17 protein-coding genes and 1 pseudogene are annotated in these 23,944 nt (G+C 73.0%); 15 read left to right on the top strand and 3 right to left on the bottom strand.

Translation table 11 applies throughout. The features are described from left to right. Positions 1–51: 51 nt before the first annotated feature. Positions 52–1,038 carry an ATP-binding protein gene (locus tag ACIODU_RS00705; protein ID WP_401762292.1) on the bottom strand — a complete coding sequence of 329 codons (987 nt, stop codon included), beginning with the start codon at positions 1,036–1,038 and terminating at the stop codon, positions 52–54. Between the two features lie 101 nt (positions 1,039–1,139). Here ACIODU_RS00705 and ACIODU_RS00700 point away from each other — a divergent pair, with 101 nt between their 5' ends. Then, on the top strand, positions 1,140–2,018 hold the full coding sequence (locus ACIODU_RS00700; protein ID WP_356420869.1) for an oxidoreductase: 879 nt from the start codon (positions 1,140–1,142) through the stop codon (positions 2,016–2,018). A 513-nt stretch (positions 2,019–2,531) separates the two neighbouring features. On the opposite strand, the gene ACIODU_RS00695 is transcribed toward ACIODU_RS00700, so the two are convergent. Next, positions 2,532–3,368, bottom strand: a complete 837-nt coding sequence (locus tag ACIODU_RS00695; RefSeq protein ID WP_356420867.1) for an HAD-IB family hydrolase — start codon at positions 3,366–3,368, stop codon at positions 2,532–2,534. Positions 3,369–3,901: 533 nt separating this feature from the next. Between ACIODU_RS00695 and ssd the strand changes: the two genes are divergently transcribed. The 7 genes and pseudogenes from ssd to ACIODU_RS00660 all read left to right on the top strand — a co-directional run. Further along, positions 3,902–4,999 carry a septum site-determining protein Ssd gene (gene ssd, locus ACIODU_RS00690; protein WP_401762289.1) on the top strand — a complete coding sequence of 366 codons (1,098 nt, stop codon included), beginning with the start codon at positions 3,902–3,904 and terminating at the stop codon, positions 4,997–4,999. Then, positions 4,996–6,186 (top strand): TadA family conjugal transfer-associated ATPase, encoded by a 1,191-nt coding sequence (locus ACIODU_RS00685; protein ID WP_401762286.1) that lies wholly within the window; start codon positions 4,996–4,998, stop codon positions 6,184–6,186. The genes ssd and ACIODU_RS00685 overlap by 4 nt, the downstream gene beginning before the upstream one ends. A gap of 11 nt (positions 6,187–6,197) precedes the next feature. Further along, a complete protein-coding gene (locus tag ACIODU_RS00680; protein WP_401763481.1) occupies positions 6,198–7,070 on the top strand; it encodes a type II secretion system F family protein in 873 nt (290 codons plus the stop codon). Continuing rightward, positions 7,067–7,849, top strand: coding sequence for a type II secretion system F family protein (locus ACIODU_RS00675; RefSeq protein ID WP_401762283.1), 783 nt, complete (start codon positions 7,067–7,069; stop codon positions 7,847–7,849). Before ACIODU_RS00680 ends, ACIODU_RS00675 begins: the two co-directional genes overlap by 4 nt. Before the next feature lie 79 nt (positions 7,850–7,928). Next, entirely contained in the window at positions 7,929–8,147 is a 219-nt protein-coding gene (locus ACIODU_RS00670; RefSeq protein ID WP_356420676.1) for a DUF4244 domain-containing protein, read from the top strand. Positions 8,148–8,871: 724 nt separating this feature from the next. Further along, positions 8,872–9,261, top strand: a complete 390-nt coding sequence (locus ACIODU_RS00665; RefSeq protein ID WP_401762279.1) for a TadE family type IV pilus minor pilin — start codon at positions 8,872–8,874, stop codon at positions 9,259–9,261. Continuing rightward, positions 9,258–9,518 (top strand): annotated as a pseudogene (locus ACIODU_RS00660) (Rv3654c family TadE-like protein); the annotation flags it as partial. The gene ACIODU_RS00665 and the pseudogene ACIODU_RS00660, both read left to right, overlap by 4 nt. Before the next feature lie 142 nt (positions 9,519–9,660). On the opposite strand, the gene ACIODU_RS00655 reads toward ACIODU_RS00660, so the two are convergent. Continuing rightward, positions 9,661–12,438 carry a DEAD/DEAH box helicase gene (locus ACIODU_RS00655; RefSeq protein WP_401762276.1) on the bottom strand — a complete coding sequence of 926 codons (2,778 nt, stop codon included), beginning with the start codon at positions 12,436–12,438 and terminating at the stop codon, positions 9,661–9,663. Between the two features lie 79 nt (positions 12,439–12,517). Here ACIODU_RS00655 and ACIODU_RS00650 point away from each other — a divergent pair, with 79 nt between their 5' ends. The 7 genes from ACIODU_RS00650 to tmk all read left to right on the top strand — a co-directional run bounded on the left by ACIODU_RS00650 (position 12,518) and on the right by tmk (position 23,902). Beyond that, positions 12,518–12,871 (top strand): STAS domain-containing protein, encoded by a 354-nt coding sequence (locus ACIODU_RS00650; protein WP_003967428.1) that lies wholly within the window; start codon positions 12,518–12,520, stop codon positions 12,869–12,871. A 103-nt stretch (positions 12,872–12,974) separates the two neighbouring features. Continuing rightward, the gene (locus ACIODU_RS00645) at positions 12,975–13,430 is read left to right on the top strand and encodes an ATP-binding protein (RefSeq protein WP_401762273.1); all 456 of its coding nucleotides are present in this window, start codon (positions 12,975–12,977) and stop codon (positions 13,428–13,430) included. A 301-nt stretch (positions 13,431–13,731) separates the two neighbouring features. Next, positions 13,732–14,322, top strand: coding sequence for a small secreted protein (locus ACIODU_RS00640; protein WP_356420664.1), 591 nt, complete (start codon positions 13,732–13,734; stop codon positions 14,320–14,322). A gap of 153 nt (positions 14,323–14,475) precedes the next feature. Next, the gene (locus tag ACIODU_RS00635; protein ID WP_401762270.1) at positions 14,476–15,975 is read left to right on the top strand and encodes a methyltransferase; all 1,500 of its coding nucleotides are present in this window, start codon (positions 14,476–14,478) and stop codon (positions 15,973–15,975) included. Between the two features lie 122 nt (positions 15,976–16,097). Then, positions 16,098–16,295 (top strand): hypothetical protein, encoded by a 198-nt coding sequence (locus tag ACIODU_RS00630; RefSeq protein WP_161307459.1) that lies wholly within the window; start codon positions 16,098–16,100, stop codon positions 16,293–16,295. 466 nt (positions 16,296–16,761) lie between these two features. Beyond that, positions 16,762–19,638 (top strand): type I DNA topoisomerase, encoded by a 2,877-nt coding sequence (gene topA / locus ACIODU_RS00625; protein ID WP_401762267.1) that lies wholly within the window; start codon positions 16,762–16,764, stop codon positions 19,636–19,638. A 214-nt stretch (positions 19,639–19,852) separates the two neighbouring features. After that, complete coding sequence (tmk, locus tag ACIODU_RS00620) at positions 19,853–23,902, top strand: dTMP kinase (protein WP_401762264.1); 4,050 nt, start codon at positions 19,853–19,855, stop codon at positions 23,900–23,902. The last annotated feature ends 42 nt before the right edge of the window (positions 23,903–23,944 follow it).

The raw sequence follows: 23,944 nt of genomic DNA, 5'->3' as shown, positions 1-23,944 counted from the left end.
GGACGGACGGACCGGGGCTCAGTTTTAGCCGGGCTGGGGCACGGCGCGGCCTCAGCCGGGCTGGGGCACGGCGGACTCCTCGCTGAGGATGAAGGCGGGGTCGACCTGGGAAGCCAGGTCGACGCCCGTCTTCGCGTTGCCCCAGCTCTCCGCGTTCCTGAGGTGGAAGTGGACCATCTGCCGCGTGTACCGCTCCCAGTCGCGGTTCTCGTACGAGTCCTCCGCCGCGTCCTGGAGGATCTGGAGCGCGCAGCGGTTGTCCGCCTCCAGCAGTTCGAAGCGGGGCGGGCGGCCCTTCTCCATTGCCCGGACCCAGTTGGAGTGCCCCAGGGTGACGAGCAGGTCGTCGCCCACCTCTTGGCGCAGGAAGTCCAGGTCGTCCTCGCCCTGCACCTTGTTGCCGACCACCTTGAGCGAGACGCCGAAGTCCCGCGCGTACTCCTTGTACTGGCGGTAGACCGAGACGCCCTTCCGCGTCGGTTCGGCCACCAGGAACGTCATGTCGAACCGCGTGAACATCCCCGACGCGAAGGAGTCCGAGCCCGCAGTCATGTCGACGACGACGTACTCGTCCGGCCCGTCGACCAGGTGGTTCAGGCACAGCTCGACCGCGCCGACCTTGGAGTGGTAGCAGGCCACCCCGAGGTCGGACTCCGTGAAGGGCCCCGTGGCCATCAGCCGGATCTCCCCGTCGTCCAGCCGGACGGTCCGCGCGCACGCGTCGTACACCGGGTTGTCCTCGTTCACCCGGAGCAGCCGCGACCCCTCGCCCGGCGGCGTCGTCTTGATCATCGCGTCGGCGGACGCGATCCGCGGGTTGCTGCCGCGCAGATAGTCCTTGATCAGCGGAAGATGCGCGCCGAGCGCGGGCAGCGCGGCCGCCTCCTCGTCCGTGAGGCCGAGCGCGGCCCCCAGATGCTGGTTGATGTCGGCGTCCACCGCGACGACGGGAGCCTCATTGGCGGTCAGGTGACGGATGAAGAGCGAGGACAGCGTGGTCTTGCCGCTGCCGCCCTTACCCACGAAAGCGATCTTCATGTTCACGTAGGTTAGCGGCTCACCGTGTTCGCCGGTTACATTCCGTGAAGAAGTCCACTCCAAGGTGGGGCGCCCGCCGCGGGCGCGTAGCCTTGCTACTTATGAGTACGACTTCCTCTGACGCCTCTTCCGCTCCGCGGCCGGAGGAACCCCTGCTCGCGCTGGCCTCCCTGCCGGGCGTCCCCGACGCGGTGGATTCCGTGCGCAGGGCGGTCGACCGCGTCTACGGCCACCGGGTGATGCGCCGCCGGAGCAACGAGGTCACCTCGGAGGCTGCCCTGCGCGCGGCGCGCGGTTCCGCCGCGCTGTCCGGTGCCGACTGGGCACTGGAAGAGGTACGCAGGCGCAGCGACTTCGGCTCCGACGACCAGGCCCGTACGGTCGGCGCCGCCCTCCGGCTGACCGCCGAGGCCGGCCAACTCCTCTCGATCTGGGACCAGTCACCGGTACGGGTGCTGGCCCGGCTGCATCTGGTGGCGGCGGGCGGCGCGGGCCCCGCCGACGACACGGTCGGACGGCCCCGTCTGGCCGGCGAACGGGTGACGGAGACACCCGGCGCCGAGGTCGCGGGGCCGCTGACCGAGGCACCGCTGCCCGGCGCCGCCGAGGTGGCGGGGCGGTTGGAGGGGTTGTCGGCCCTGGTCGTGGCGGGGAGCGCGGCGCCCGCGCTGGTGACGGCCGCGGTGGTGCACGGCGAACTGCTGGCGCTGCGCCCGTTCGGTTCGTACAACGGCCTCGTGGCGCGCGCCGCCGAGCGCATCGTGCTGACCGGCAGCGGTCTGGACCCCAAGTCGGTCTGCCCGGCGGAGGTGGGCCACGCGGAGCTGGGCCGGGCCGCGTATGCCGCCGCCTTCGCCGGTTATCTGTCGGGCACCCCGGACGGGATGGTCACGTGGATCGCGCACTGCGGCCGCGCGATCGAACTGGGAGTGAGGGAGTCCACGGCGGTATGTGAGGCCCTCCAGCGCGGCGCGGCCTGAATTTGCCGCGCGCTTATTCCGAACGGTGGCTCGGCCCGCATTCCCCTCGTTCGGGCGGGCTGGGCAGAATTGCGGCGGCATCAGTTTCGATGCCGCCGCCAACACGTCCATCGAGTTACCAAGCGTCCTCGAAGTAGTGCCCATCAGGTCGGGAACTTCGCCCGTCACCTGGTGCGGCTGGCCCGTAATCGACGGGTCGACGTCGCGTGGGTACTCGACTTCCGTGCTTCGGTCCGTGGGGCCTCTAGCGTTTCTCAGGTGATCCTCTCGGATGTCCTTGGTCTCGCGGGCCGTTGATTCCTTTGTACTCCTGTCTCCAGGGAAGCGAAACCCCGGGCCCGACTTCTTTACTTTCACGTTCAAACGGGTGCGAAACGGGCGGCCGGCGCTTATGAAACGGGCAGAGGACGAGGGCGAGGACGAAACGGGCGGCGGGTGGTGGTCAGCAACGGGTGCTGGTCACAAAGGGAACGGTCGTCTAACGGGGGAAAGCGGTCGCAGCGGTCATGGCGGTTACACGGGCGCCGTCGTCCGGCGGCGGCTCGCGTACCAGACGAGCCCCGCCGTGGCCGCCGCCGCTCCCACGGCCGCCGCGGCCACCAACGCCGGGCGCGCCGGCATCGACAGGGCGGGCAGCCGCCTCTTCAGCCGAACAGGCCTGCTGAAGACCAGGATCGGCCAGTCGCGCGCGATCGCCTCCCTTCGCAGCGCGCGGTCCGGGTTGACTGCGTACGGATGGCCGACGGACGACAGCATCGGGACGTCCGTGATGGAGTCGCTGTACGCGTAGCAACGCGAGAGGTCGTAGCCCTCCGACTCGGCGAGCGCCTTGACCGCCTCGGCCTTGGTCGGTCCGTACGCGTAGTACTCCACCTCGCCGGTGAAGCAGCCGTCGGGGCCGACGGCCATCCGGGTCGCCACCACCCGGTCGGCGCCGAGGAGTTCGCCGATCGGCTCTACCACCTCCGCGCCCGAGGTGGAGACGATCACCACGTCCCGGCCGGCGGTGTGGTGGTCCTCGATGAGGGACGCCGCTTCGTCGTAGATGATCGGGTCGATGAGATCGTGCAGGGTCTCTGCGACGATCTCCTTGACCTGTGAGACGTTCCAGCCTTTGCAGAGCGCGGAGAGGTACTCCCGCATCCGCTCCATCTGGTCGTGATCGGCGCCTCCGGCGAGGAAGACGAACTGCGCGTAAGCGGTCCGTAGTACCGCCCGGCGGTTGATCAGACCGCCTTGGTAGAAGGGCTTGCTGAAGGTCAACGTCGATGACTTCGCAATGACCGTCTTGTCCAGGTCAAAGAAGGCAGCTGTGCGCGGCAAGGAGCGGATTTCCACGAGGGTGAGCATATGCGCCCACCATTCGGCGTAAGGTCCGGCGCGTGGGTTTGCCTGAGAAGGCCCTCGGGTACACCATGGAAGTCACGGATCGTTCGCGACCGTGCTAACCCGGCCCGACTCCTCCCCCCCGAGTCTGGCTGTGGGGACGACCCCCGCTCTCCCCCCCGGCGGGGGTCGTCGCATGTCCGGACGCGTTTTCGTCTCTCGAATCCCGTTGTCCCCCCTCTCCTGACCTCGTTCGATCCCGGTCTGCGGTGCGTGTGCGGCGGTGTCTTTCCATTCATACCCCTCACTCTGCGTAGCCGACGCGCTGCGGTCCGGAAGTCACCGGTATGAGCGAGCGGGATATTCACAACCTGTGAGTTGTCCACAGTTTTCGAGCAAGATCCACACGATTTCCTGTTCCGCTGCACGGTGATTCCGACCGCGAAGTTCGCGGAAGCCGGAATCACCGATCCCGGATGCCTGCGAGACCGCTGAGAAGCGCTCGCAGATCCCGGATCGAGGCAGAGACGAAGGGGGCGGAGATCGTGGCGGGATCCATGACATCCGATCGGTCGCGGGTCGCCGGAGGGCGGCGGGCGGGACCGCTGATCGTGACCGAGGACGCGGAGCTGCTCGACGACCTGCTGCGGCTGTGCGCGGCGGCGGGCGCGGAGCCGCAGGTGCACCACGGGGTGCCGGAGGAGAAGGGGTGCTGGGAGGACGCGCCGATGGTCCTCGTCGGGGACGACGCGGCGGCGCGCTGCCGGGGCGCCACCCGCAGGAGGGGGGTGATGCTGGTGGGGCGTGACCAGGACGATCCGGACGTGTGGCGCCGGGCGGTGGAGATCGGCGCCGACTGTGTCCTGCGGCTTCCCGACGCGGAAGGCTGGCTGGTCGACCGGATCGCGGACGCCGCGGAGGGCGTGGGCCGGCAGGCGCTGACGGTCGGCGTGATCGGCGGGCGCGGGGGTGCGGGGGCCTCGACCCTGGCCTGCGCGCTGGCCGTCACCGCGGCCAGGGCCGGGCGGCGCACGATGCTCATCGACGGTGATCCGCTGGGCGGCGGGCTCGACGTGCTGCTCGGCGGCGAGCAGACCGAAGGCCGGCGGTGGCCGGACTTCGCGGCCTCGAAGGGCCGGGTCGCCGGGGGCGCGCTGGAGGAGTCGCTGCCCCGGCTGCACGAGTTACGGGTGCTGAGCTGGGATCGCGGTGACGCGGTGGTGGTTCAGCCGGAGGCCATGCGGTCCGTGCTCGCGGCGGCCCGCAGGCGCGGCGGCGTCGTGGTGGTGGATCTCCCGCGCCGGATCGACGAGGCGATGGCGGAGGCCCTGGCCCAGGTGGATCTCGGGTTGCTGGTGGTGCCCGCCGAGCTGCGGGCCGTGGCGGCGGCCGGGCGGGTGGCCTCCATGGTCGGCATGGTCCTCCAGGACTTGCGGGCCGTGGTCCGAGGCCCGTACGCGACGGGTCTGGACGAGCGGTGGATCGCGGGCGCGCTCCGGCTGCCGCTGGTGGGCGAGCTGCCCTGGGAGCCGGGCCTGGCCCAGGCGCAGGACGGCGGGGCGCCGCCGGGATCCAGTGCCCGTGGTCCGCTCGCCGCGTTCTGCACCGCCTTCTGGGAGCGGGCGCTGGCCGGCGAGGGGAGCGTGAGCCCGTGACCGGCCGTGCGCGGGACGAGGTCCCGTACGGCGGGGCGCCGGCGGCCGGCCTGCTGGACGCCGTGCGGCAGCGGTTGGCGGAGAGCGGGGCCGAACCGACCCCGGCGCGGGTGGCGGCCGCGCTGCGGGCCCAGGGGCGGCTGCTCGGGGACGCGGAAGTGCTCGGCGCGGCCGAGGAGTTGAGGTGCGAGCTGGTGGGCACGGGACCGCTGGAGCCCCTGCTCGCGGACCCCTCCGTGACGGATGTCCTGGTCTCTGCGCCCGACCGGGTGTGGGTGGACCGGGGCGGCGGGCTGGAACTGACCGGTGTGGTGTTCGCCGACGCCGCTTCCGTGCGGAGGCTCGCGCAGCGGCTGGCGGCGGTGGCCGGACGGCGGCTGGACGACGCGCGGCCCTGGGTGGACGCCCGGCTGCCCGACGGCACGCGGATGCACGCGGTGCTGCCACCGGTGGCGGTCGGTTCGCCGTATCTCTCGCTGCGGGTGGTGCGGCCCAAGGCGTTCTCGCTGGGTGAGCTGATCGCGGCGGGGACGGTGCCGCCGGGCGGCGACCGGGTGCTGCGCGCGCTGGTCCAGGCGCGGCAGTCCTTCCTGATCAGCGGGGGTACGGGCACGGGCAAGACGACGCTTCTCTCGACGTTGCTCGGCCTGGTCGGGCAGCGGGAGCGGATCGTCCTGGCCGAGGACTCGGCGGAGCTGCGGCCGGACCACCCCCACGTGGTGCGGCTGGAGTCCCGGCCGGCGAATCAGGAGGGCGCGGGCCTGGTGACGCTGGAGGACCTGGTCCGCCAGGCGCTGCGGATGCGGCCCGACCGGCTGGTCGTCGGCGAGGTGCGCGGGCGGGAGGTGACGGATCTCCTGGCCGCTCTCAACACGGGCCATGAGGGCGGCTGCGGGACGGTGCACGCCAATACGGCGGCCGATGTGCCCGCGCGGCTGGAGGCGCTCGGGACGGCGGCGGGGCTGGACCGGGCGGCGTTGCACAGCCAGTTGGCGGCCGCGCTGTCGGTGGTGATCCATCTGGTGCGGGACCGCGACGGGCGGCGTCGGCTCGCGGAGGTGGACGTGCTGGAGCGGGACAGCGCGGGGCTCGTGGTGCCGGTGCCCGCGTTGCGGTGGGGCGCGGAGGCGTTCGCGTACGACCGGGGCTGGCCACGGCTGTTGATGCTGATCGGGGGTGCGCTGTGACGACGGTGTCGATGTCGGCGGCGGCGTGCGCGGCGATGGTCTGCGCGGGGGCGGCGGCCTGGCTGACGGTCGACCGCGACGCGGCGGCGCGACGGGCCACGGTGCTGTTCGTGGACGGCGAGGGCGTGGACGGCGGCCGTGGTGCGGACGGCTGGGCGGCGTGGCGGCGGTGGCGGGTGGGGGTGGTCCTGCGCGTGCGGCGGTTGCGGGGGGAGTGGCTCTGTCTGCCGGTGGCGGGGGTGCTCGCCGTGCTGGGGGACTCCGTGCTGCCGCTGATCGGGGGCGCGGTCGCCGTGCCCCTCGTGCGGCGGCGGTTACGGGCCCGGGAGCGGGCCAGGGCCGCTGAGCGGCGGGCCGGCGGTGTGGTGGCGCTGTGCGGGGCGGCGGCGGGGGAGCTGAGGTCCGGTGCGCAGCCGATCCAGGCCCTGTTGGCGGCCGCGGTGGCGACCGGGGGCCTCGGGGAGGCCGAGGCCCTGGTGGTGGCGGCCGCGCGGTTCGGCGGGGAGGTGCCCGAGGCGTTGCGGCAGGCGGCGCGTGAGCCCGGACGCGAGGGCCTGGCGGGGCTCGCGGCCTGTTGGCGGGTGGCTGTGGACGGCGGGGCGGGTCTGGCCGCCGGTCTCGACCGGCTGGAAGCCGCTCTGCGGGCCGAGAGGGAGCAGCGGGAGGGCCTGCGGGCCCAGTTGGCCGGCGCGTGGTCGACGGTCGTGGTGCTCGCCCTCCTTCCCGTGCTGGGTCTGGCGATGGGCTCGGCGCTCGGCGCGGATCCGCTGCGTGTGCTGCTGCACACCCCCGCGGGGCTGGGTTGTCTGGCGGTCGGCGGGCTGCTGGAGGGGGCCGGTCTGTGGTGGGCCGGCCGGATCGTGCGGAGGGGGGTGGGGACATGAGCGGGGAGTTGGCCCACCGGGTGTGGGTGGTGGGCTGGGTGCTGGCTGCTGTCGGGTGCCTGTTCTTCACGGTGCTGGCGGTCCGGTACGAGCGGCGGGTGCGCAAGCGGCTCGCGTTGGTCCTGGCCGTGGAGCACGCGCGGCGGCATCGGGCATGGCCGGATGTGAGGGCCTGGGCGCGGCGGTGGGGCCCGGTGTTCGCCACCGTGTTAACCGGCTGGGTGCTCGTCGGAGGCGTGACCGGCTGGATCGTGGGGTGCGCGGGGGCGTACGGGGTGCGGCGGTGGCTGCGGAGCCGGGCCCCCGAGGACGCCGCCACCGTCGCGGTCGAGGCCGAGGCGGCGCGTCAACTTCCCCTCGCCGCGGATCTGCTGGCGGCCTGTGTCGCCGCCGGGGCGGGTCCGCGTGAGGCGGCCGAGGCGGTCGGCGAGTCGCTGGGCGGACCGGTCGGGGATCGGTTGGCCCGGGCCGCCGCGGAGCTTCGGCTCGGCGGTGAACCGGCCGCGGTGTGGGGGAGGTTCGGCGCGATACCGGGCGCGGCGGGGCTGGCCAGGTGCCTGGAGCGGGCCGGCGTCAGCGGGGCGCCCGCGGCCGAGCCGGTGGCGCGGCTGGCCGAGGGCCTCCGAGCGGAACGGGCGCGTACGGCGGTGGTCCGGGCCCAGCGGGCACAGGTGCTGATCACCGCGCCGGTGGGGCTGTGCTTCCTGCCCGCGTTTCTGGCGGTGGGGGTGGCGCCGGTGGTCATCGGGCTGGCGGGCGGACTGCTGCGTGGCGGGTGAACCGCCGTCGCCGTCGACTGCGGCGGGAGCTTTTCATTCTTCGAATTCATGTTCGTTTCACGGATTACGGGAGGTAGGCATGCGGGAGTTCGGTATGCGGGTGCGGGCGGGTGTGCGGTGGCTGCGGCTGCGACTGGGCGGCACGCGGACGGACCTGGGGATGGCGACGACGGAGTTCGCCATGGTGACGCTGGCCGCCGCCGCGCTGGCGGCGGTGCTCTACAAGGTGGTCACGGGAGGTCAGGTGGCCGACGCGCTGCGGTCGGTGATCGGGGAGGCGCTCGGTGCGCAGTTCTGAGGGCCGGCGCCCGATGGGGGATCGTCGGCGACCGAGGGTGCGCTCCCGCCGATCCGGGCTGGGCCTCGGGCCGTCCACGGCGGGCCGCGAGACGGCTGGCACCGGCCCCGGCACGTCCGTGGCGGGCCGCGAGGCGGCTGCCACCGGCTGCCGCTTGTCCGTAGTGGGCCATGAGACGGCCACCGGATGCGGTTTGTTCGTGGCGGGGCGTGGGGCGTCCAGGAAGGGCGGTCGGCGTTTCGGGACGGGCTTCGGGGCGGCTGCGATGGGCCGCGAGGCGGCTACCAGCGGCTGCGGGTTGTACGTGGCGGGCCACGAGGCAGTTGCCACCGGTTGCGGGTCATTCGCGGCGTGGCGCGGGGCGTCCAGGAAGGGTGGTCGGCGATCCGTGACGGGCTTCGGGCCGTCCGCGATGGGCGAGGAGGCGGCTGCCACCGGTTGCGGGTCGTCCGTGGCGTGGCGCGGGGCGTCCAGGAAGGGTGGTCGGCGATCCGTGACGGGCTCCGGGGCGGCCGCGATGGGCCGTGAGGCTGTTGCCACCGGCTGCGGGCTGTCCGTGGCGGGGCGCGGGCCAGGCAGGAAGCGGCGTCGGCGATCGGCGACGGGCTCCGGGGTGGTTGTTATGGCCTGCGACCCCTCCGCGACGGAGTGTGGGGCAGTCGCGACGGGCGGCAGGCGATTCGGGACGGGTCCCGGGCGGTTCATGACCGGCCGAGGACGGTTCATGACGGGTGACCGGGGGTCCGTGACGGTGGAGGCGGCTATGGCCGTCCCCGCGCTGGTGGCGTTCACCCTGGCGCTGGTCTGGGCCCTGACGGCGGCCTCCGCGCAGATCCGGTGCGTCGACGCGGCGCGGGCCGGGGCGCGGGCGGCTGCCCGGTCGGAGCCCGAGGCCGAGGCGTTGGCGGTGGCCCGTTCGGCCGCTCCGGAGGGCGCGCGGATCACGATGGCGCGGTCGGGGGACCTGTGGCGGGTGCGGGTGGAAGCACCCACCCCGGGGCCGGGTGCGCTGGCCCTGACGCTCGGTGCGGAGGCGGTGGCTCCGGCTGAGGACGCCCAGGACGGAGCTGGAGGCGGCCTGGGAGGCCCTGGGGCCGTGGGGGTGGCGTCATGAGCGGGGACCGGGGGTCCGCGACGGTCTGGGCGGCGATGGCGGCGACGGCGATGTGCGCGGTGTTCGCCGTGGTCCTCGCCCTCGGCCAGGCGGTCGCCGCCCGTCACCGGGCCGGAGGCGCCGCCGACCTCGCCGCCCTCGGCGCGGCCGGGCGGGCGCTCCAGGGCCGGGCGGCCGCCTGCGACCGGGCGGCGGAGGTGGCCGAGGCCCAGGGGGCGGAGCTGGTGCGGTGCGCGCTGACGGGGGAGGTCGCGGACGTGAGCGTACGGGCGCGGTTCGGCCCGTACGGCCCGGTGGTCAGGGCCCGGGCGGGGCCACCACTGGTGGCGCCGGTCCCGGCTCCGGGGGAGGTCGCGGACGTGAGCGTACGGGCGCGCTTCGGCCCGTACGGCCCGGTGGTCAGGGCCCGGGCGGGGCCACCGCTACCGGCGCCGGTCCCGGCTCGGGCCCGGGCGCGGGCCGAGGCTCAGGTTCCGGCCGGGGCTCGGGTTCGGAGCTGGGATGGGGGCCGGGGCGGGGCTCAGCTTCGGAGCGCGCGGGCGGCACGGTCACCGTGGGCGTCGCCGCCGACCCCATTGCCTGAGATGCCTCTGACGTCGGCGTCGGCGTCGGCGCGGGGGCGAGGGCGGGCTCCGGGACTCGGGTCGGCTCCGGCTGCGGGGCAGGTGTCGGCCGATCCGGGGTCGGGGGCTGTGTCCGTGTCCCGGGGGTGGGCACGGCCTCGGAGTCCGCCGGTGCGGCCTTGAGCAGTTCGGTGAGGAGGCGGACCGCGCCGCGTTTGTGCAGGGGCTCGTTGCCGTTGCCGCACTTCGGGGACTGGACGCAGGAGGGGCAGCCCGCCTCGCACTCGCAGGACGAGATCGCCTCGCGGGTGGCCGAGAGCCAGGCGCGGGCCGTGTGGAACGCCCGCTCGGCGAAGCCCGCGCCGCCGGGGTGGCCGTCGTACACGAAGACCGTCGGCAGCAGCGTGTCCGGGTGGAGCGGTACGGACACCCCGCCGATGTCCCAGCGGTCGCACGTCGCGAAGAGCGGCAGCATCCCGATCGAGGCGTGCTCGGCGGCGTGCAGGGCGCCGGCCAGCTGTTCCGGGTTGACCCGGGCGGCGTCCAGCTGGTCCTCGGTGACCGTCCACCAGACGGCCCGGGTGCGCAGGGTGCGGGGCGGGAGGTCGAGCTTGCTCTCGCCGAGCACCTCGCCCGTGATGAGCCTGCGGCGAAGGAAGGAGACGACCTGGTTGGTGACCTCGACGGAGCCGTAGCAGAGGCGCCCCGCGCCCCAGGGGATCTCGGTGTCGGTCTCCAGGACGGAGATGGCGGTGGTGTCGCGGGCGGTCGTGGAGTACGGCGGGCTGGCCTCCTCGACCAGGGCGACCGAGTCCTCCAGATCGAGCTGTCTCACCAGGTAGGTGCGGCCCTGGTGGAGATGGACCGCGCCTTCGTGGACGGCGGCGTGAGAGGCGGGCTCGTCGACCGTGCCGAGCAGCCGGCCGGTGGCCGCCTCGACGATCTGGACGGGCCGGCCCCCCTCGCCCCGGATGTCGGCGAGATCGGCGGCGCGCTGCCTGCGGGTCCAGTACCAGCCGGACGCACGCTTCCGCAGCAGCCCCGCGGACTCCAGCTGGGGCAGCAGCCCGGCGGCGGCCGGGCCGAAGAGGGGCAGGTCGGCCTCGGTGAGGGGCAGCTCCGCGGCGGCCGCGCACAGGTGGGGGGCGAGGACGTACGGGTTGTCCGGGTCGAGGACGGTCGACTCTACGGGCTGCTGGAACAGGGCCTCGGGGTGGTGGACGAGGAACGTGTCCAGCGGGTCGTCCCGCGCGACCAGGACGGCCAGCGCGCCCTGCCCGGCCCGGCCCGCGCGCCCCGCCTGCTGCCACAGCGAGGCGCGGGTGCCCGGGTAGCCGGCGATCAGGACGGCCTCCAGGCCGGACACGTCGATGCCGAGTTCCAGGGCGGTGGTGGCCGCGAGGCCGAGCAGTTCGCCGGAGTGCAGGGCCTTCTCCAGGGCGCGGCGCTCCTCGGGCAGGTAGCCGCCCCGGTAGGCGGCGACCCGGCGGACCAGGGAGCGGTCGACTTGGGCCAGCCGCTCCTGGGCGATGACGGAGATGAGCTCGGCGCCGCGCCGGGAGCGTACGAACGCGACCGTACGGACGCCCTGGAGGGTGAGATCGGTGAGGAGCTCGGCCGTCTCGGCGGTGGCGGTACGGCGGACCGGGGCGCCCTTCTCGCCGTGGAGGTCGGTGAGCGGGGGTTCCCAGAGGGCGAAGACCAGCTCGCCCCGCGGTGAGGCGTCGTCGGCGACCTCGTGGACGGGCAGGCCGGTGAGCCGGCCGGCGGCCAGGGCGGGCTGCGCCGCGGTGGCGGAGGCCAGGAGGAAGACGGGGTCCGCGCCGTAGCGGGCGCAGACGCGGCGCAGCCGGCGCAGCACCTGCGCCACGTGCGAGCCGAAGACACCCCGGTAGGTGTGGCACTCGTCGATCACGACATAGCGCAGGGAGCGCAGGAAGGAGGCCCAGCGGGGGTGGGAGGGGAGTATTCCCCGGTGCAGCATGTCCGGATTGGTCAGGACGTAGTTGGCGTACTGCCTGACCCACTCGCGTTCCTCGACGGGCGTGTCGCCGTCGTAGACGGCGGGGCGTACGCGGGTGCCGAGCGGGGCGGCGAGTTCCTTGACGGAGCGGCGCTGGTCGGCGGCGAGGGCCTTCGTGGGGGCCAGGTAGAGGGCGGTCGCGCCGCGCCCGTTGGGGGCCTCGGAGCCGTCCAGGAGGGTGCTCAGCACGGGAGCGAGGTAGGCGAGGGACTTGCCGGAGGCGGTGCCGGTGGCGATCACGACGGATTCGCCGTCCAGGGCGTGCTCGGCGGCGGCCGCCTGGTGGGCCCACGGATGATCGATCCCGGCGCGCCGGACGGCGTCGATCACCTCCGCGCGGATGCGATCAGGCCAGACCGCATGACGACCCGCCCTCGGGGGCAGGTGCTCCGTATGGGTGATGCGCGCAGCACGGCCCGCCCCTGCGGCGAGCCGGTCGAGGACCGTACCGGGGGAGGGGCGGCTTTCCCCGCTCTCGGCGGGTCCTTGGGGGCGGTGATTCCTGGCCATCGGCATCGAGTGTGTCACTGGCATGACGGACAATGGTCCCAAGGCGTCGTGCATGGCTGCTGGTAAGTGATTGAATGCCATCGCGGCTGGCGATACGTCCCCTGGCTCCGTCGGGGAGACCCGAGGGGCGACCGCTCGATAGCAAGGTGCTGGAGGATCCGTGGACCTGTCTCTGTCGACTCGCAATGTGTCCGGCCCTGGTGGCGACCGTACGGTCGTCGAGGTCGGTGGCGAGATTGATGTGTATACCGCGCCCAAGCTGCGCGAGCAGTTGGTCGAGTTGGTGAACGACGGCAGCTACCACCTGGTTGTCGACATGGAAGGCGTGGACTTCCTTGACTCCACCGGTCTCGGCGTGCTCGTGGGCGGACTCAAGCGGGTGCGTGCGCATGAAGGCTCGCTGCGCCTGGTCTGCAACCAGGAGCGCATTCTCAAGATCTTCCGGATCACCGGTCTGACCAAGGTGTTCCCCATCCACACCACGGTCGACGAGGCCGTGGCGGCCACCGACTGAGGTCGGTCGCCACCTTCCGGAGGAAGGACGGTGGGCTCCGGGCCGTGTGCCCGGGCGCCCGCGTCCTGTGAGTCTGCACGCTCGTACGTTCGAGGGGGATCGCATGGCCACCGTTGAACTCCGCTTCAGCGCCCAGCCCGAACATGTCAGGACGGCCCGTCTGGTGGCGGCCGCCGTGGCGCGCCGGGCCGGGGTCGACGAAGCTGTGTTGGACGAGGTCAGACTCGCGGTCGGTGAGGCATGCAGCCGGGCCGTCGGGCTGCACCGCAGCCATGGCATCACCGCCCCGGTGAGGGTTGTCCTCATCGAGGAGGAGAAGTCTTTCGCCATCGAGGTCGGCGACGAGGTGCCGAGCACGGGCAGCGTCGCCACCGAGGCCCCGGAGGCGGGTGGCGGAGCGCCGGCCGGCGATCTCTACGACCATGACTCCGACGGTGAGGACGAGATGGGACTCGCGGTCATCAGCGGGCTCGTCGACGACGTCGAGGTCACCTCGGACGACGACGGTGGCGTCATCCGGATGACTTGGCCGACGGCCCATGCCGTAGCGCTGCCATGAGTTCTTGATCCATTTCAGGAAGGGCCCTGCCGAGCAGGGCCTTTCCTGGTTTCCGGAAGCGGTCCGGACGGGTTTTCCGGACGGCGACCCCGGCCGTCCCTTCCGTCGGCTCCGCCAAGTCCCCTGATCCGACGGGGCCTTGCCCCACGCCCCGCGTACAGAGGGGGTGAGGGTGAGGTGTCTCTCCCTCACTGCTGGTGCAAATGGCTCCAATGCGGTATGAACCGGACGTCCGGCGCGCGGATGTAGCCCACATGGCGTGTATGTTCCGGGGCCGAGAGCCTTGGAAGGGACCAAACCGGTGAACAAGAAGCTTGTGGCCGCGCTGTCCGGCGGTGCGGCACTGCTCATGGCGCTGACCGGCTGTAGCAGCGGCGACGACAGCGACAACAAGGTGAACGACTGGGCGAAGCAGGTCTGCGACCAGGTGCAGCCGCAGCTGAAGAAGATCGCGGACGCCAACGTCTCCATCCAGCAGGTGACCTCGGACAGCAGCAAGCCGGCCGACGTCCAGAAGACGGACTCGGCGGCCTTCCAGTCCATCTCGGACGCCTACAAGGCCCTGGGATCCGCCGTGAACGGCGCGGGTGCCCCACCCGTCAAGGACGGTGCGACGACCCAGCAGGAAGCCGTCAAGGAACTCAACGCCACCTCGGCCGCCTACGCGGGCCTCAAGCAGAAGGTCGACGCGCTCGACACCAAGGACCAGGCGAAGTTCGCCGACGGCCTGACCGGTGTCGCCGAGGAACTCGACAAGCTCAGCAAGAGCGGTGACGACGCGCTCCAGAAGCTCCAGTCCGGCGAGGTCGGCACCGCCATGGCGAAGCAGCCCGGCTGCCAGAAGCCCTCCCCGTCCGCCTCGGACGCCGCGAGCCCGTCCGCGGACTCGTAACGCCGGCCGCGGGCTCGTAACCCTGTCCGTGGACCGGTGATCCGGTCCGCGGAGCTCGCCGCCACGGGGAAGACGCGTGACACGCGGCCCGCCGCGCCCCTTCCGGGCGGCGGGCCGCGGGCCGTTGTCAGTGACAGCCGCCACAATGGAGAGGTGAGTACGACCAGCCTTCCCTCGCCCGACCACTCGTCCCGACTCCGTGAGGTCCTTCTCGCCGCGGACTTCACCGCCGACGGTCTCCTCGACCTGCTCGGCGCCCCGGCCTACACCGCGCTCGCCCGCAGCGAGACCGTGCCCGCCCTGCGCGCCACCCGGGGCCACACCGCGCTCGAATCGCTCGTACGGCTCTTCCTGCTCCAGCGCCCCGTCGCCCGGGAGCACGCGGAGCGGGCCCTGGCCCTCCCCGAGGCGCTGGCCGGCGGCTGGATCACCGAGGACGGCGACGAGATCCGCGCCACGGTCGACGTACGGCCGTACGGCGGCCCCGAGGGACAGGACTGGTTCATCGTCTCCGACCTGGGCTGCGCCGTCGGCGGCGCCGGAGGCGTGGGGGACCACGACGAAGGGGTCGTGCTCGGTGTCGGCGGGGCCTCGACGACCTTGGCCGGAATCACCGTACGGACCCCCGTGGACAGCGCCCTCGACCTCGGCACGGGCTCCGGCATCCAGGCGCTGCACGCGACCCGGCACGCCACACGCGTGACGGCCACCGACCTCAACCCGCGCGCGCTCGCCTTCACCCGCCTGACCCTGGCCCTCTCCGGGGCGCCCGAGGCCGACCTGCGCCAGGGGTCCCTCTTCGAGCCGGTCGCGGACGAGACGTACGACCTCATCGTGTCGAACCCGCCCTTCGTGATCTCGCCCGGCGCCCGGCTCACCTACCGGGACGGCGGAATGGCCGGCGACGACCTCTGCCGGACGCTGGTGTCGCAGGCGGGGGACCGGCTGAACCAGGGCGGGTACGCGCAGTTTCTCGCCAACTGGGAGCACGTGGAGGGGGAGGAGTGGCAGGAGCGGCTGCGCTCCTGGGTGCCGCGCGGCTGCGACGCGTGGATCGTCCAGCGGGAGGTCCAGGACATCACGCAGTACGCGGAGTTGTGGCTGCGCGACGGCGGCGACCACCGGAGCGACCCGGAGGCGTACGCGGAGCGGTACGGGGCGTGGCTGGACGAGTTCGAGTCCCGTGGCACCAAGGCCGTCGGCTTCGGCTGGATCACGCTCAGGAAGTCCGGCGCCGAGCAGCCGTCCGTCGTCGCGGAGGAGTGGCCGCACTCGGTGGAGCAGCCGCTCGGCGACGCCGTACAGGCCCACTTCGAGCGGCAGGACTACCTGCGGGCGCACGACGACGCGGCGCTGCTCGCCGACCACTTCGTGCTGGCGACCGAGGTGGTCCAGGAGCAGGTGGGGCTGCCGGGCGCGGAGGACCCCGAGCACGTGGTGCTGCGCCAGCACCGCGGGATGCGGCGGGCCACGAAGGTCGACACGGTCGGGGCGGGGTTCGCGGGGGTCTGCGACGGCACGCTGAGCGCCGGGCGGATCCTGGACGCCATCGCGCAGGTCATGGGCGAGGACCCGGTGCTGCTCCGGGACCGTACGCCGCAGTCGATCCGTCTGCTGGTGGAGGAGGGCTTCCTGGAACCAGCTTCCGGGTGAACCCGCGCGCGGCGTTCACCCGAAATTCGTACTCCTGACGTCCCGGGCTGCCAGCCTCGGGCTGCTGGGTGCCGGCGCTCCGGAACGGGCGCCGGGTACGACGGAGTGAACGGGGTGCGGGCATGGAGAGCGGGCCGGCGATCTTCGCGGGGACGGCCTTCGCGCTGTTCGGCGCCGCGCTGCTGCTGTGGACCGGGGTACGGGTCCTGCACCGCGCACCGGTGGCCCACGGGGTCGGGGCGGCGGCCTCCATCACGCTCGCGACACTCTCGGGCGTGGCGTTTCTCGCGCTCGGCGTCTGGTGCTTCGGCCGTATCTGAGTCCCGCGTCCGAGCCCGGCGTCTGATCTCCGCCTCCGACCCCCGCGCGCCGATCCCATCCGCGATCCGCGATCCGACTCCCGATCTGCGCCTCGCTTTCCGATCCGGGACCGGAATCTCCCGTCCATGATCGACAGGCACCTCCGTACCGGGCCCCGTACCCGCCGGACCTGCGCGGGACCCAATCCGTACCCCCGGCGCACCACCCCCCTCCCGGCCCGTCCCGGAACCACCGGGGAAGCGGTCCGACGCGACGGGCCCGGGGGTCCGGGCGGCAGGAATGCCCGGAGTCGGGTTACCGTTCGAGTGGCCGTTGCGGTCTTTTGCCGTTTGACACGGGGGCGGGTTGTACCGTCACACTCCGCAGCGAAGCAGCGTCACCGCTGGGCCGTACCGGTCCCGCCGTGCCGTTCTGCCGTACTGGCGTACGGGCCCACCGAGTGTCGATCCGGAGAGAAGAGCGAAGTTGTCCCCGACCAGCGAAGCCGCACACGGCGGCCGCCGACTCGTCATCGTCGAGTCGCCTGCCAAGGCGAAGACGATCAAGGGCTACCTCGGCCCCGGCTATGTCGTCGAGGCGAGCGTCGGGCACATCCGCGACCTCCCGAACGGTGCCGCCGAGGTGCCCGAGAAGTACACGGGCGAGGTACGGCGTCTCGGTGTGGACGTGGAGAACGACTTCGAGCCCATCTACGTCGTCAACGCCGACAAGAGAGCGCAGGTCAGAAAGCTCAAGGACCTGCTGGCCGAGTCCGACGAGCTCTACCTCGCCACGGATGAGGACCGCGAGGGCGAAGCCATCGCGTGGCACCTCCAGGAAGTACTCAAGCCCAAGGTCCCCGTCCACCGGATGGTCTTCCACGAGATCACCAAGGACGCGATCCGGGCCGCCGTCGCCAACCCGCGCGAGCTGAACACGCGCATGGTCGACGCCCAGGAGACCCGCCGGATCCTCGACCGGCTGTACGGCTACGAGGTCTCGCCGGTCCTGTGGAAGAAGGTCATGCGGGGCCTGTCCGCCGGCCGCGTGCAGTCCGTCGCCACCCGCCTCGTCGTCGAGCGGGAGCGCGAGCGCATCGCGTTCCGCTCCGCCGAGTACTGGGACCTGACCGGCACGTTCTCCACCGGCCGCGCCGGTGACGCCTCCGACCCGTCCTCGCTGATCGCCCGGCTCAACGCGGTCGACGGCAAGCGGGTCGCCCAGGGCCGTGACTTCGGTTCCGACGGCCGCATCAAGTCCGACCAGACGCTCCACCTGGACGAGGAGAACGCGCGCGCCCTGGCCGCCGCGCTGGAGAACGCCTCGTTCTCGGTGCGGTCCGTCGAGTCGAAGCCGTACCGCCGCTCCCCGTACGCCCCCTTCCGTACGACGACGCTCCAGCAGGAGGCCTCGCGCAAGCTGGGCTTCGGGGCCAAGTCCACGATGCAGGTCGCGCAGAAGCTGTACGAGAACGGCTTCATCACCTATATGCGTACGGACTCCACGACGCTCTCCGACACCGCGATCTCGGCGGCCCGCGCGCAGGTCACGCAGCTCTACGGGGCGAACTACCTGCCGGACAAGCCGCGCACGTACGCCGGCAAGGTCAAGAACGCGCAGGAGGCGCACGAGGCGATCCGGCCTTCGGGTGATCGTTTCCGCACGCCCGCCGAGACGGGTCTGTCCGGCGACCAGTTCCGCCTCTACGAGCTGATCTGGAAGCGGACCGTCGCCTCCCAGATGAAGGACGCGGTCGGCAACAGCGTCACCGTCAAGATCGTCGGTTCCGCCTCCGACGGCCGCGAGGCGGAGTTCTCCGCGTCCGGCAAGACGATCACCTTCCACGGCTTCATGAAGGCGTACGTCGAAGGCGCGGACGACCCGAACGCGGAGCTGGACGACCGCGAGCGCCGGCTGCCGCAGGTCGCCGAGGGCGACGCGCTCTCCGCCGAGGAGCTGACGGTCGACGGGCACTCCACCAAGCCCCCGGCCCGCTACACCGAGGCGTCGCTGGTCAAGGAGCTGGAAGAGCGCGAGATCGGCCGCCCGTCCACGTACGCCTCGATCATCGGGACGATTCTCGACCGCGGCTACGTGTTCAAGAAGGGCACGGCGCTCGTCCCGTCCTTCCTCTCCTTCGCCGTGGTCAACCTGCTGGAGACGCACTTCGGCCGGCTGGTCGACTACGACTTCACGGCCCGCATGGAGGACGACCTCGACCGCATCGCGCGGGGCGAGGCGCACTCCGTGCCGTGGCTCAAGCGCTTCTACTTCGGCGAGGGCGGGGACGGCGACGACGTCGGCGCCGCCTCGTCCGCGGGCAACGGCGACGGGGACCACCTCGGCGGCCTCAAGGAACTCGTCACGGACCTCGGCGCGATCGACGCCCGGGAGATCTCCTCGTTCCCCGTCGGCGACGGCATCATGCTGCGCGTCGGCCGGTACGGGCCGTACGTGGAGCGCGGCGAGAAGGACGAAGAGGGCCACCAGCGCGCCGACGTGCCGGAGGAGATGGCACCGGACGAGCTGACGGTCGAGTACGCGGAGGAGCTGCTGGCCAAGCCGAGCGGCGACTTCGAGCTGGGCGCGGACCCGGTGACGGGGAACCAGATCGTGGCGAAGGACGGCCGGTACGGCCCGTACGTCACCGAGATCCTCCCGGAGAACACGCCGAAGACGGGCAAGAACGCGGTCAAGCCGCGTACCGCCTCCCTCTTCAAGTCGATGTCCTTGGACACGGTCACCATCGACGACGCTCTCAAGCTGATGTCGCTGCCGCGTGTGGTGGGGACGGACGCCGAGGGGGTCGAGATCACGGCGCAGAACGGCCGGTACGGCCCGTACCTCAAGAAGGGCACCGACTCGCGGTCCCTGGAGACCGAGGACCAGCTCTTCGACATCACGCTGGACGAGGCGCTGGCGATCTACGCCCAGCCGAAGCAGCGGGGCCGCGCCGCGGCCAAGCCGCCGCTCAAGGAGCTGGGGACGGACCCGGTGAGCGAGCGCCCCGTGGTGGTGAAGGACGGCCGCTTTGGCCCGTACGTCACCGACGGCGAGACGAACGCGACCCTGCGGACGGACGACAGCGTCGAGGCGATCACCCCGGAGCGGGGGTACGAACTGCTCGCGGAGAAGCGCGCCAAGTCGCCGGCGAAGAAGACCGCGAAGAAGACGGCGAAGAAGGCTCCCGCCAAGCGGGCGCCGGCCAAGAAGGCGACGACGGCGAAGAAGGCCGTCGCGAAGAAGACCACGGCGACGGCCGCCAAGAAGACGGCGGCGAAGAAGACGAGCGCGGCGACCAAGGCGGCCGCGGCGAAGAAGTCGACGGCTTCGGCGTCGAGGTCGGCGAAGTCGGACGAGTAAGAGTTGGACGAGTAAGCAAGTCGGATGAGTAAGAGCGCACGAGCGACAGCGCACGGATAAAAGTCGGCGGAGCCGGTCCGAGTCGGTGATACCGGCCGGAAAAGCGGACGAATGGGCGGGTGCGGGAGGGCAACCGGGCGGTAATCGCCACGCCTGGACCACCCGCTCCGCACCGGCCGCACGGACTGTCACCGGCTGCGGATAGGCTGGGCGGATGACGCGAGCCGAGCAGCCAACGGTCGTGAGCGCCACCTCCGACTCCGACGCACTTGCCGCAGACTCACGAGAGCGCGCCGTACGCTCACTGCTGCGCCTCCCACCGCTGCGGCGGCTGTGGGGCGCCCAGCTCATCGGCGGCGTGGGCGACGCGCTCGCCGTTCTCGTGCTTCTGCTGCTGTCGTTGCAAGCAGCGATCTCCGAGGGCTCGTTCGGCGCGGGATACCGAGGCGCGGCGTTCGCCGTCGCGGCGGTGTTCGGGGCGCGGGTCGTGGCCACGGTGCTGTTCGGGGCGGTGCTTCTGGGACCGCTGACGGCGTTGGTGACTCCTGGTTCCGGCACGCGTCCTAGGACGGGCGCCGGTACGGACTCCGGTGCTCCTGGTGCCTCCGTTGCCTCCGGTACGGGGGAGAGCGCCGGGACGACCGGTGCTTCGGCCGTCGGGGCCGACGGCGGTCCCCGGCGGGGCGCCGCCTCCGGCAAGCGCGCCAAGCCGCGCAAGCCGCCGCGCGAGGGCGGGCCGCTCGATCGTCGCTGGACGATGATCGGCGCGGACGTCGTACGCCTCGCGCTCCTGATCATCGCCCCGCTGTGGATCGACTGGACCCCCGACCGTGCCCTGCCGATCCTGCTCAGCACGGTCTTCGTGGCCGGGGTCGCCGAGCGTTTCTGGACGGTCGCCAAGGAGAGCGCGGCTCCCGCCCTGCTCCCGGCGCCTCCGTTGGAGGGCGCGGCGGTCCGCCCGCTGCCCGACCACTTCGACGCCCTGCACCGCCTCTCGTTGCGTACGGCGTTCCTGGCCGTGCCCGCGGCGGCGGCCGTGCTGCTCGTCGCCACGCTGATCGGCAATCTGCTCGGTACGGGCATCGACTGGTTCTCGCTGCACCAGGCGGCTCTGGGGTCGTACGTGGCGGCGGGGCTCTTCGCGGCCTCCGTGTCGACGATCTACTTCATCGAGCTGCCCGACGGGCGGACGCCCCGGCCCCGGTCCCCGCTGGAAGGGCTGCGCAGGCCGTCGGCCTCCGTGTCGGCTCAGGGATCCGGCGGTTCCGGTTCAGGGTCCGGTCCCGGTGCGGGCAAGGGGCGTACGGGCGGCGTGCCGCTGTTCGTCCTGGCCTGCTCCGCCGTGGCCGGCGCTGTCGCGGCGGCCGTGTCCGTGTCCGTCCTGCACGCGAAGGACCTCGGCGGCGGCCCCGTCGCGTTCGCGCTGCTCGTCCTCTTCCTGACCGGGGGCACCGGGCTCGGCATCCGGGGCGCGGCCAAGGTGCTGCCCTCCCTGTCCCGCCGCCGCCTGCTCCCGCTGGCGATCGCGCTCACCGGTATCGCGCTGCTCGCCATGGGGCTCGTACCGGACACGGCGACCGTGCTGTTCCTCGCACTGTTCACCGGCTTCGCCGCCGGTGTCGCGGCGAACACCGGACACACGCTGATCGATCTGGATACCGAGGAATCGCTCCGTACGCGCGTGACGGAGCATCTCCACGCTGTCGTACGGCTCTTCGTGGCGGCCGGAGTGGTGATCGCGCCCCTCCTCGCCGCCGCCATCGGCCCGCACCGCCTCGCCAACGAGGACTTCGTCTTCGCGCACGGCGGCGCGGCCTTCACGCTCATGCTGGTCGGCGCGCTGCTGCTGCCCGTCGCGGCGGTGGTGCTCGCCAAGACCGACGACCGCGCCGGCGTGCCGCTGCGCAGGGACCTGCGGGACGCGGTGCGGGGCGGCGCCGACCCGGCGCAGGCCCCGGCCGCTTCCGGCTTCTTCCTCGCCGTGGAGGGCGGTGACGGCGCCGGCAAGTCCACGCAGGTGGAGGCGCTGGCCGAGTGGATCCGCGGCAAGGGACACGAAGTGGTCGTCACGCGCGAGCCGGGCGCCACGCCGGTCGGCAAGCGGCTGCGTTCGATCCTGCTGGACGTGTCGAGCGCCGGACTGTCGAACCGCGCCGAGGCGCTGCTGTACGCGGCCGACCGCGCCGAGCACGTCGATTCGGTCGTCCGTCCCGCCCTGGAGCGCGGTGCGATCGTCATCTCGGACCGCTACATCGACTCGTCCGTGGCGTACCAGGGCGCGGGCCGCGACCTCTCGCCGACCGAGATCGCCCGGATCTCGCGCTGGGCGACGGACGGTCTCGTACCGCACCTGACGGTGCTGCTCGACGTCTCTCCGGAGACGGCGCGTGAGCGCTTCACGGAGGCGCCGGACCGGCTGGAGTCGGAGCCCGCGGAGTTCCACCAGCGGGTACGGTCCGGCTTCCTGACGCTCGCGGCGGCGGACCCGGCCCGGTACCTCGTCGTGGACGGGGGCCAGGAGCCGGCGGCCGTCACCACGGTCGTACGGCACCGGCTCGACCAGATGCTGCCGCTGTCCGAGGCCGAGGTGAAGGCCCGGGAGGACGCGCGGCGGGCCGCCATCGAGGAGGCCAAGCGCCGGGCCGAGGAAGAGGCGGCGCGCAAGGCGGAGGAGGAGCGGCTGGAGCGCGAGCGCCAGGCGCAGCTCGCCAAGCTCCGTGCCGAGGAGGAGGATCGCAAGCGCCGCGAGCTGGAGGAGGCGCGGCAGCGCGAGGCCGAACGGCAGGCGGAGGAGGCCAGGCAGCGCGCCGAGGAGCAGCGCCGCCAGGCCGAGGAGGAGCGCAGGCGCCGGGAGGCCGAGCAGCAGGCGCACGAGGCGGAGCAGGCGCGTCTGAGGAGGCAGGCCGAGGACGAGGCCAGGCTCCGTGCCGAGGCGGAGGAGCGGCGCCGGGAGAAGCAGCGCAAGGCGGAGGAGGCGCTGCTGAGGGCCGAGGAGGCGCGGCGGCTCGCGGAGCAGTCCGCGGCTGCGGCTGCGGCGGCTTCGGCCAGGGCGGCGGAGGAAGAGGCGGCCGCGGGGCGTGCCGCGGCGGAGAAGGCGGCGGCCGAGCGTGCGGCTGTGGAGCGTGCCGCGGCGGAGAAGGCCGCTGCCGAGCGGGCCGCCGCGGAGCGGGCTGTCGCTGAACGGGCCGCCGCCGAACGGGTGGTCGCGGAGCGGGCTGCCGCTGAGGAGGCGGCGCGTCAGGGCGCTGCCCGGGAGGCGGCTGCGGCTCGGGAGGCGGCGGAGGCCGCGGCTGAGGCTGCCGCGCGGACTTCTGTGGAGGCCGGGCGGTCGGAGCCGCCCGCGTATCCGCCGCACGAGACCACGGTTGTGACACCGGTGGCGCCGGGCTCGCGCTTCCTCAAGAAGCCGGAGTTCGCGCCCGACGACGTGACGCGCGAGCTTCCGGAGGTGCGGCCGGAGGGGCGCCCGGAGGGGCGTCAGGAGCCGGCGGACGAGCGGCCCGCGACGGGCTCCGACGCCGAGGAGACGGCGGTCATTCCGCAGGTCCAGGAACCGGCGGGGGACGAGACGCGGGTGATCCCGCGGATCCAGGATCCGGCGGCCGACGAGACGGCGGTGATTCCGCCGGTACGGGACGGGCGGCGGGACGCGGACCGGCCCTCCGAGGGCTCCGGGGACGTGGATCGATCCTCCGAGGGGTCCCGGGACGCGGAGGACCGGCGGGACTCGCGGGATTCGAGGCGTTCGAGGGACGCGGAGGATGCGCCGGGCCGGGACGGCTCGGCGGATGCCGGGGGTTCGCAGGACGCGCCGGGTTCCCGGGATCCGCGCGATCCGCGTGATCCGCGGCAGTCGTGGGACGCGCCGGGTGCCACCGACCCCCGGGGCGGACGGGACGCCAGGGACGCGCGCGAGGTGCGCGCCACCGACGACACGGCCGTCCTTTCGCCGGTACGGCCCGTACAGGACGCCGTTCCCGCGGACAGGGTGCCGCCCGGCTTCTTCCGTGAGGAGACACCGGATCCGGCGGTCGCCGAGGGCGCCAACGAGCGCACGCGTGAGCTGCCGCAGCCGTACCCGGACGGTGTCCAGGGGCCGGTGCCCGGTTACGCGCAGGCTCCGCCGGAGGCGGAGCGTCCGCGGCGCCGCTCGGACTGGGCGGAGGAGACCCCCTTGGACGACCTCCCGACCCTGGCCGACGAACTGCTCGGCCCGCACGACGACGACCGCGACGAGAACGGCGGACGGCGGCGGCGCCGGTAGGGGTGCCCGGCCGATCCCTCGTGGATCGGCCCGCGGATGATC

This window comes from Streptomyces sp. NPDC088261 (genome assembly GCF_044740805.1).
GTDB lineage: Bacteria > Actinomycetota > Actinomycetes > Streptomycetales > Streptomycetaceae > Streptomyces.
Note: the sequence above shows the minus strand (reverse complement) of the source record. Positions and strands in the feature narration are given on the sequence as shown.

Bases quoted from the DNA above. Each gene is read 5' to 3' on its own strand.
- ACIODU_RS00705 (WP_401762292.1), bottom strand. From the start codon at position 1,038: ATGAAGATCGCTTTCGTGGGTAAGGGCGGCAGCGGCAAGACCACGCTG.
- ACIODU_RS00700 (WP_356420869.1), top strand. From the start codon at position 1,140: ATGAGTACGACTTCCTCTGACGCCTCTTCCGCTCCGCGGCCGGAGGAA.
- ACIODU_RS00695 (WP_356420867.1), bottom strand. From the start codon at position 3,368: ATGCTCACCCTCGTGGAAATCCGCTCCTTGCCGCGCACAGCTGCCTTC.
- ssd (WP_401762289.1), top strand. From the start codon at position 3,902: ATGACATCCGATCGGTCGCGGGTCGCCGGAGGGCGGCGGGCGGGACCG.
- ACIODU_RS00680 (WP_401763481.1), top strand. From the start codon at position 6,198: ATGTCGGCGGCGGCGTGCGCGGCGATGGTCTGCGCGGGGGCGGCGGCC.
- ACIODU_RS00675 (WP_401762283.1), top strand. From the start codon at position 7,067: ATGAGCGGGGAGTTGGCCCACCGGGTGTGGGTGGTGGGCTGGGTGCTG.
- ACIODU_RS00670 (WP_356420676.1), top strand. From the start codon at position 7,929: ATGCGGGAGTTCGGTATGCGGGTGCGGGCGGGTGTGCGGTGGCTGCGG.
- ACIODU_RS00665 (WP_401762279.1), top strand. From the start codon at position 8,872: ATGACGGGTGACCGGGGGTCCGTGACGGTGGAGGCGGCTATGGCCGTC.
- ACIODU_RS00655 (WP_401762276.1), bottom strand. From the start codon at position 12,438: ATGGCATTCAATCACTTACCAGCAGCCATGCACGACGCCTTGGGACCA.
- ACIODU_RS00645 (WP_401762273.1), top strand. From the start codon at position 12,975: ATGGCCACCGTTGAACTCCGCTTCAGCGCCCAGCCCGAACATGTCAGG.
- ACIODU_RS00630 (WP_161307459.1), top strand. From the start codon at position 16,098: ATGGAGAGCGGGCCGGCGATCTTCGCGGGGACGGCCTTCGCGCTGTTC.
- tmk (WP_401762264.1), top strand. From the start codon at position 19,853: ATGACGCGAGCCGAGCAGCCAACGGTCGTGAGCGCCACCTCCGACTCC.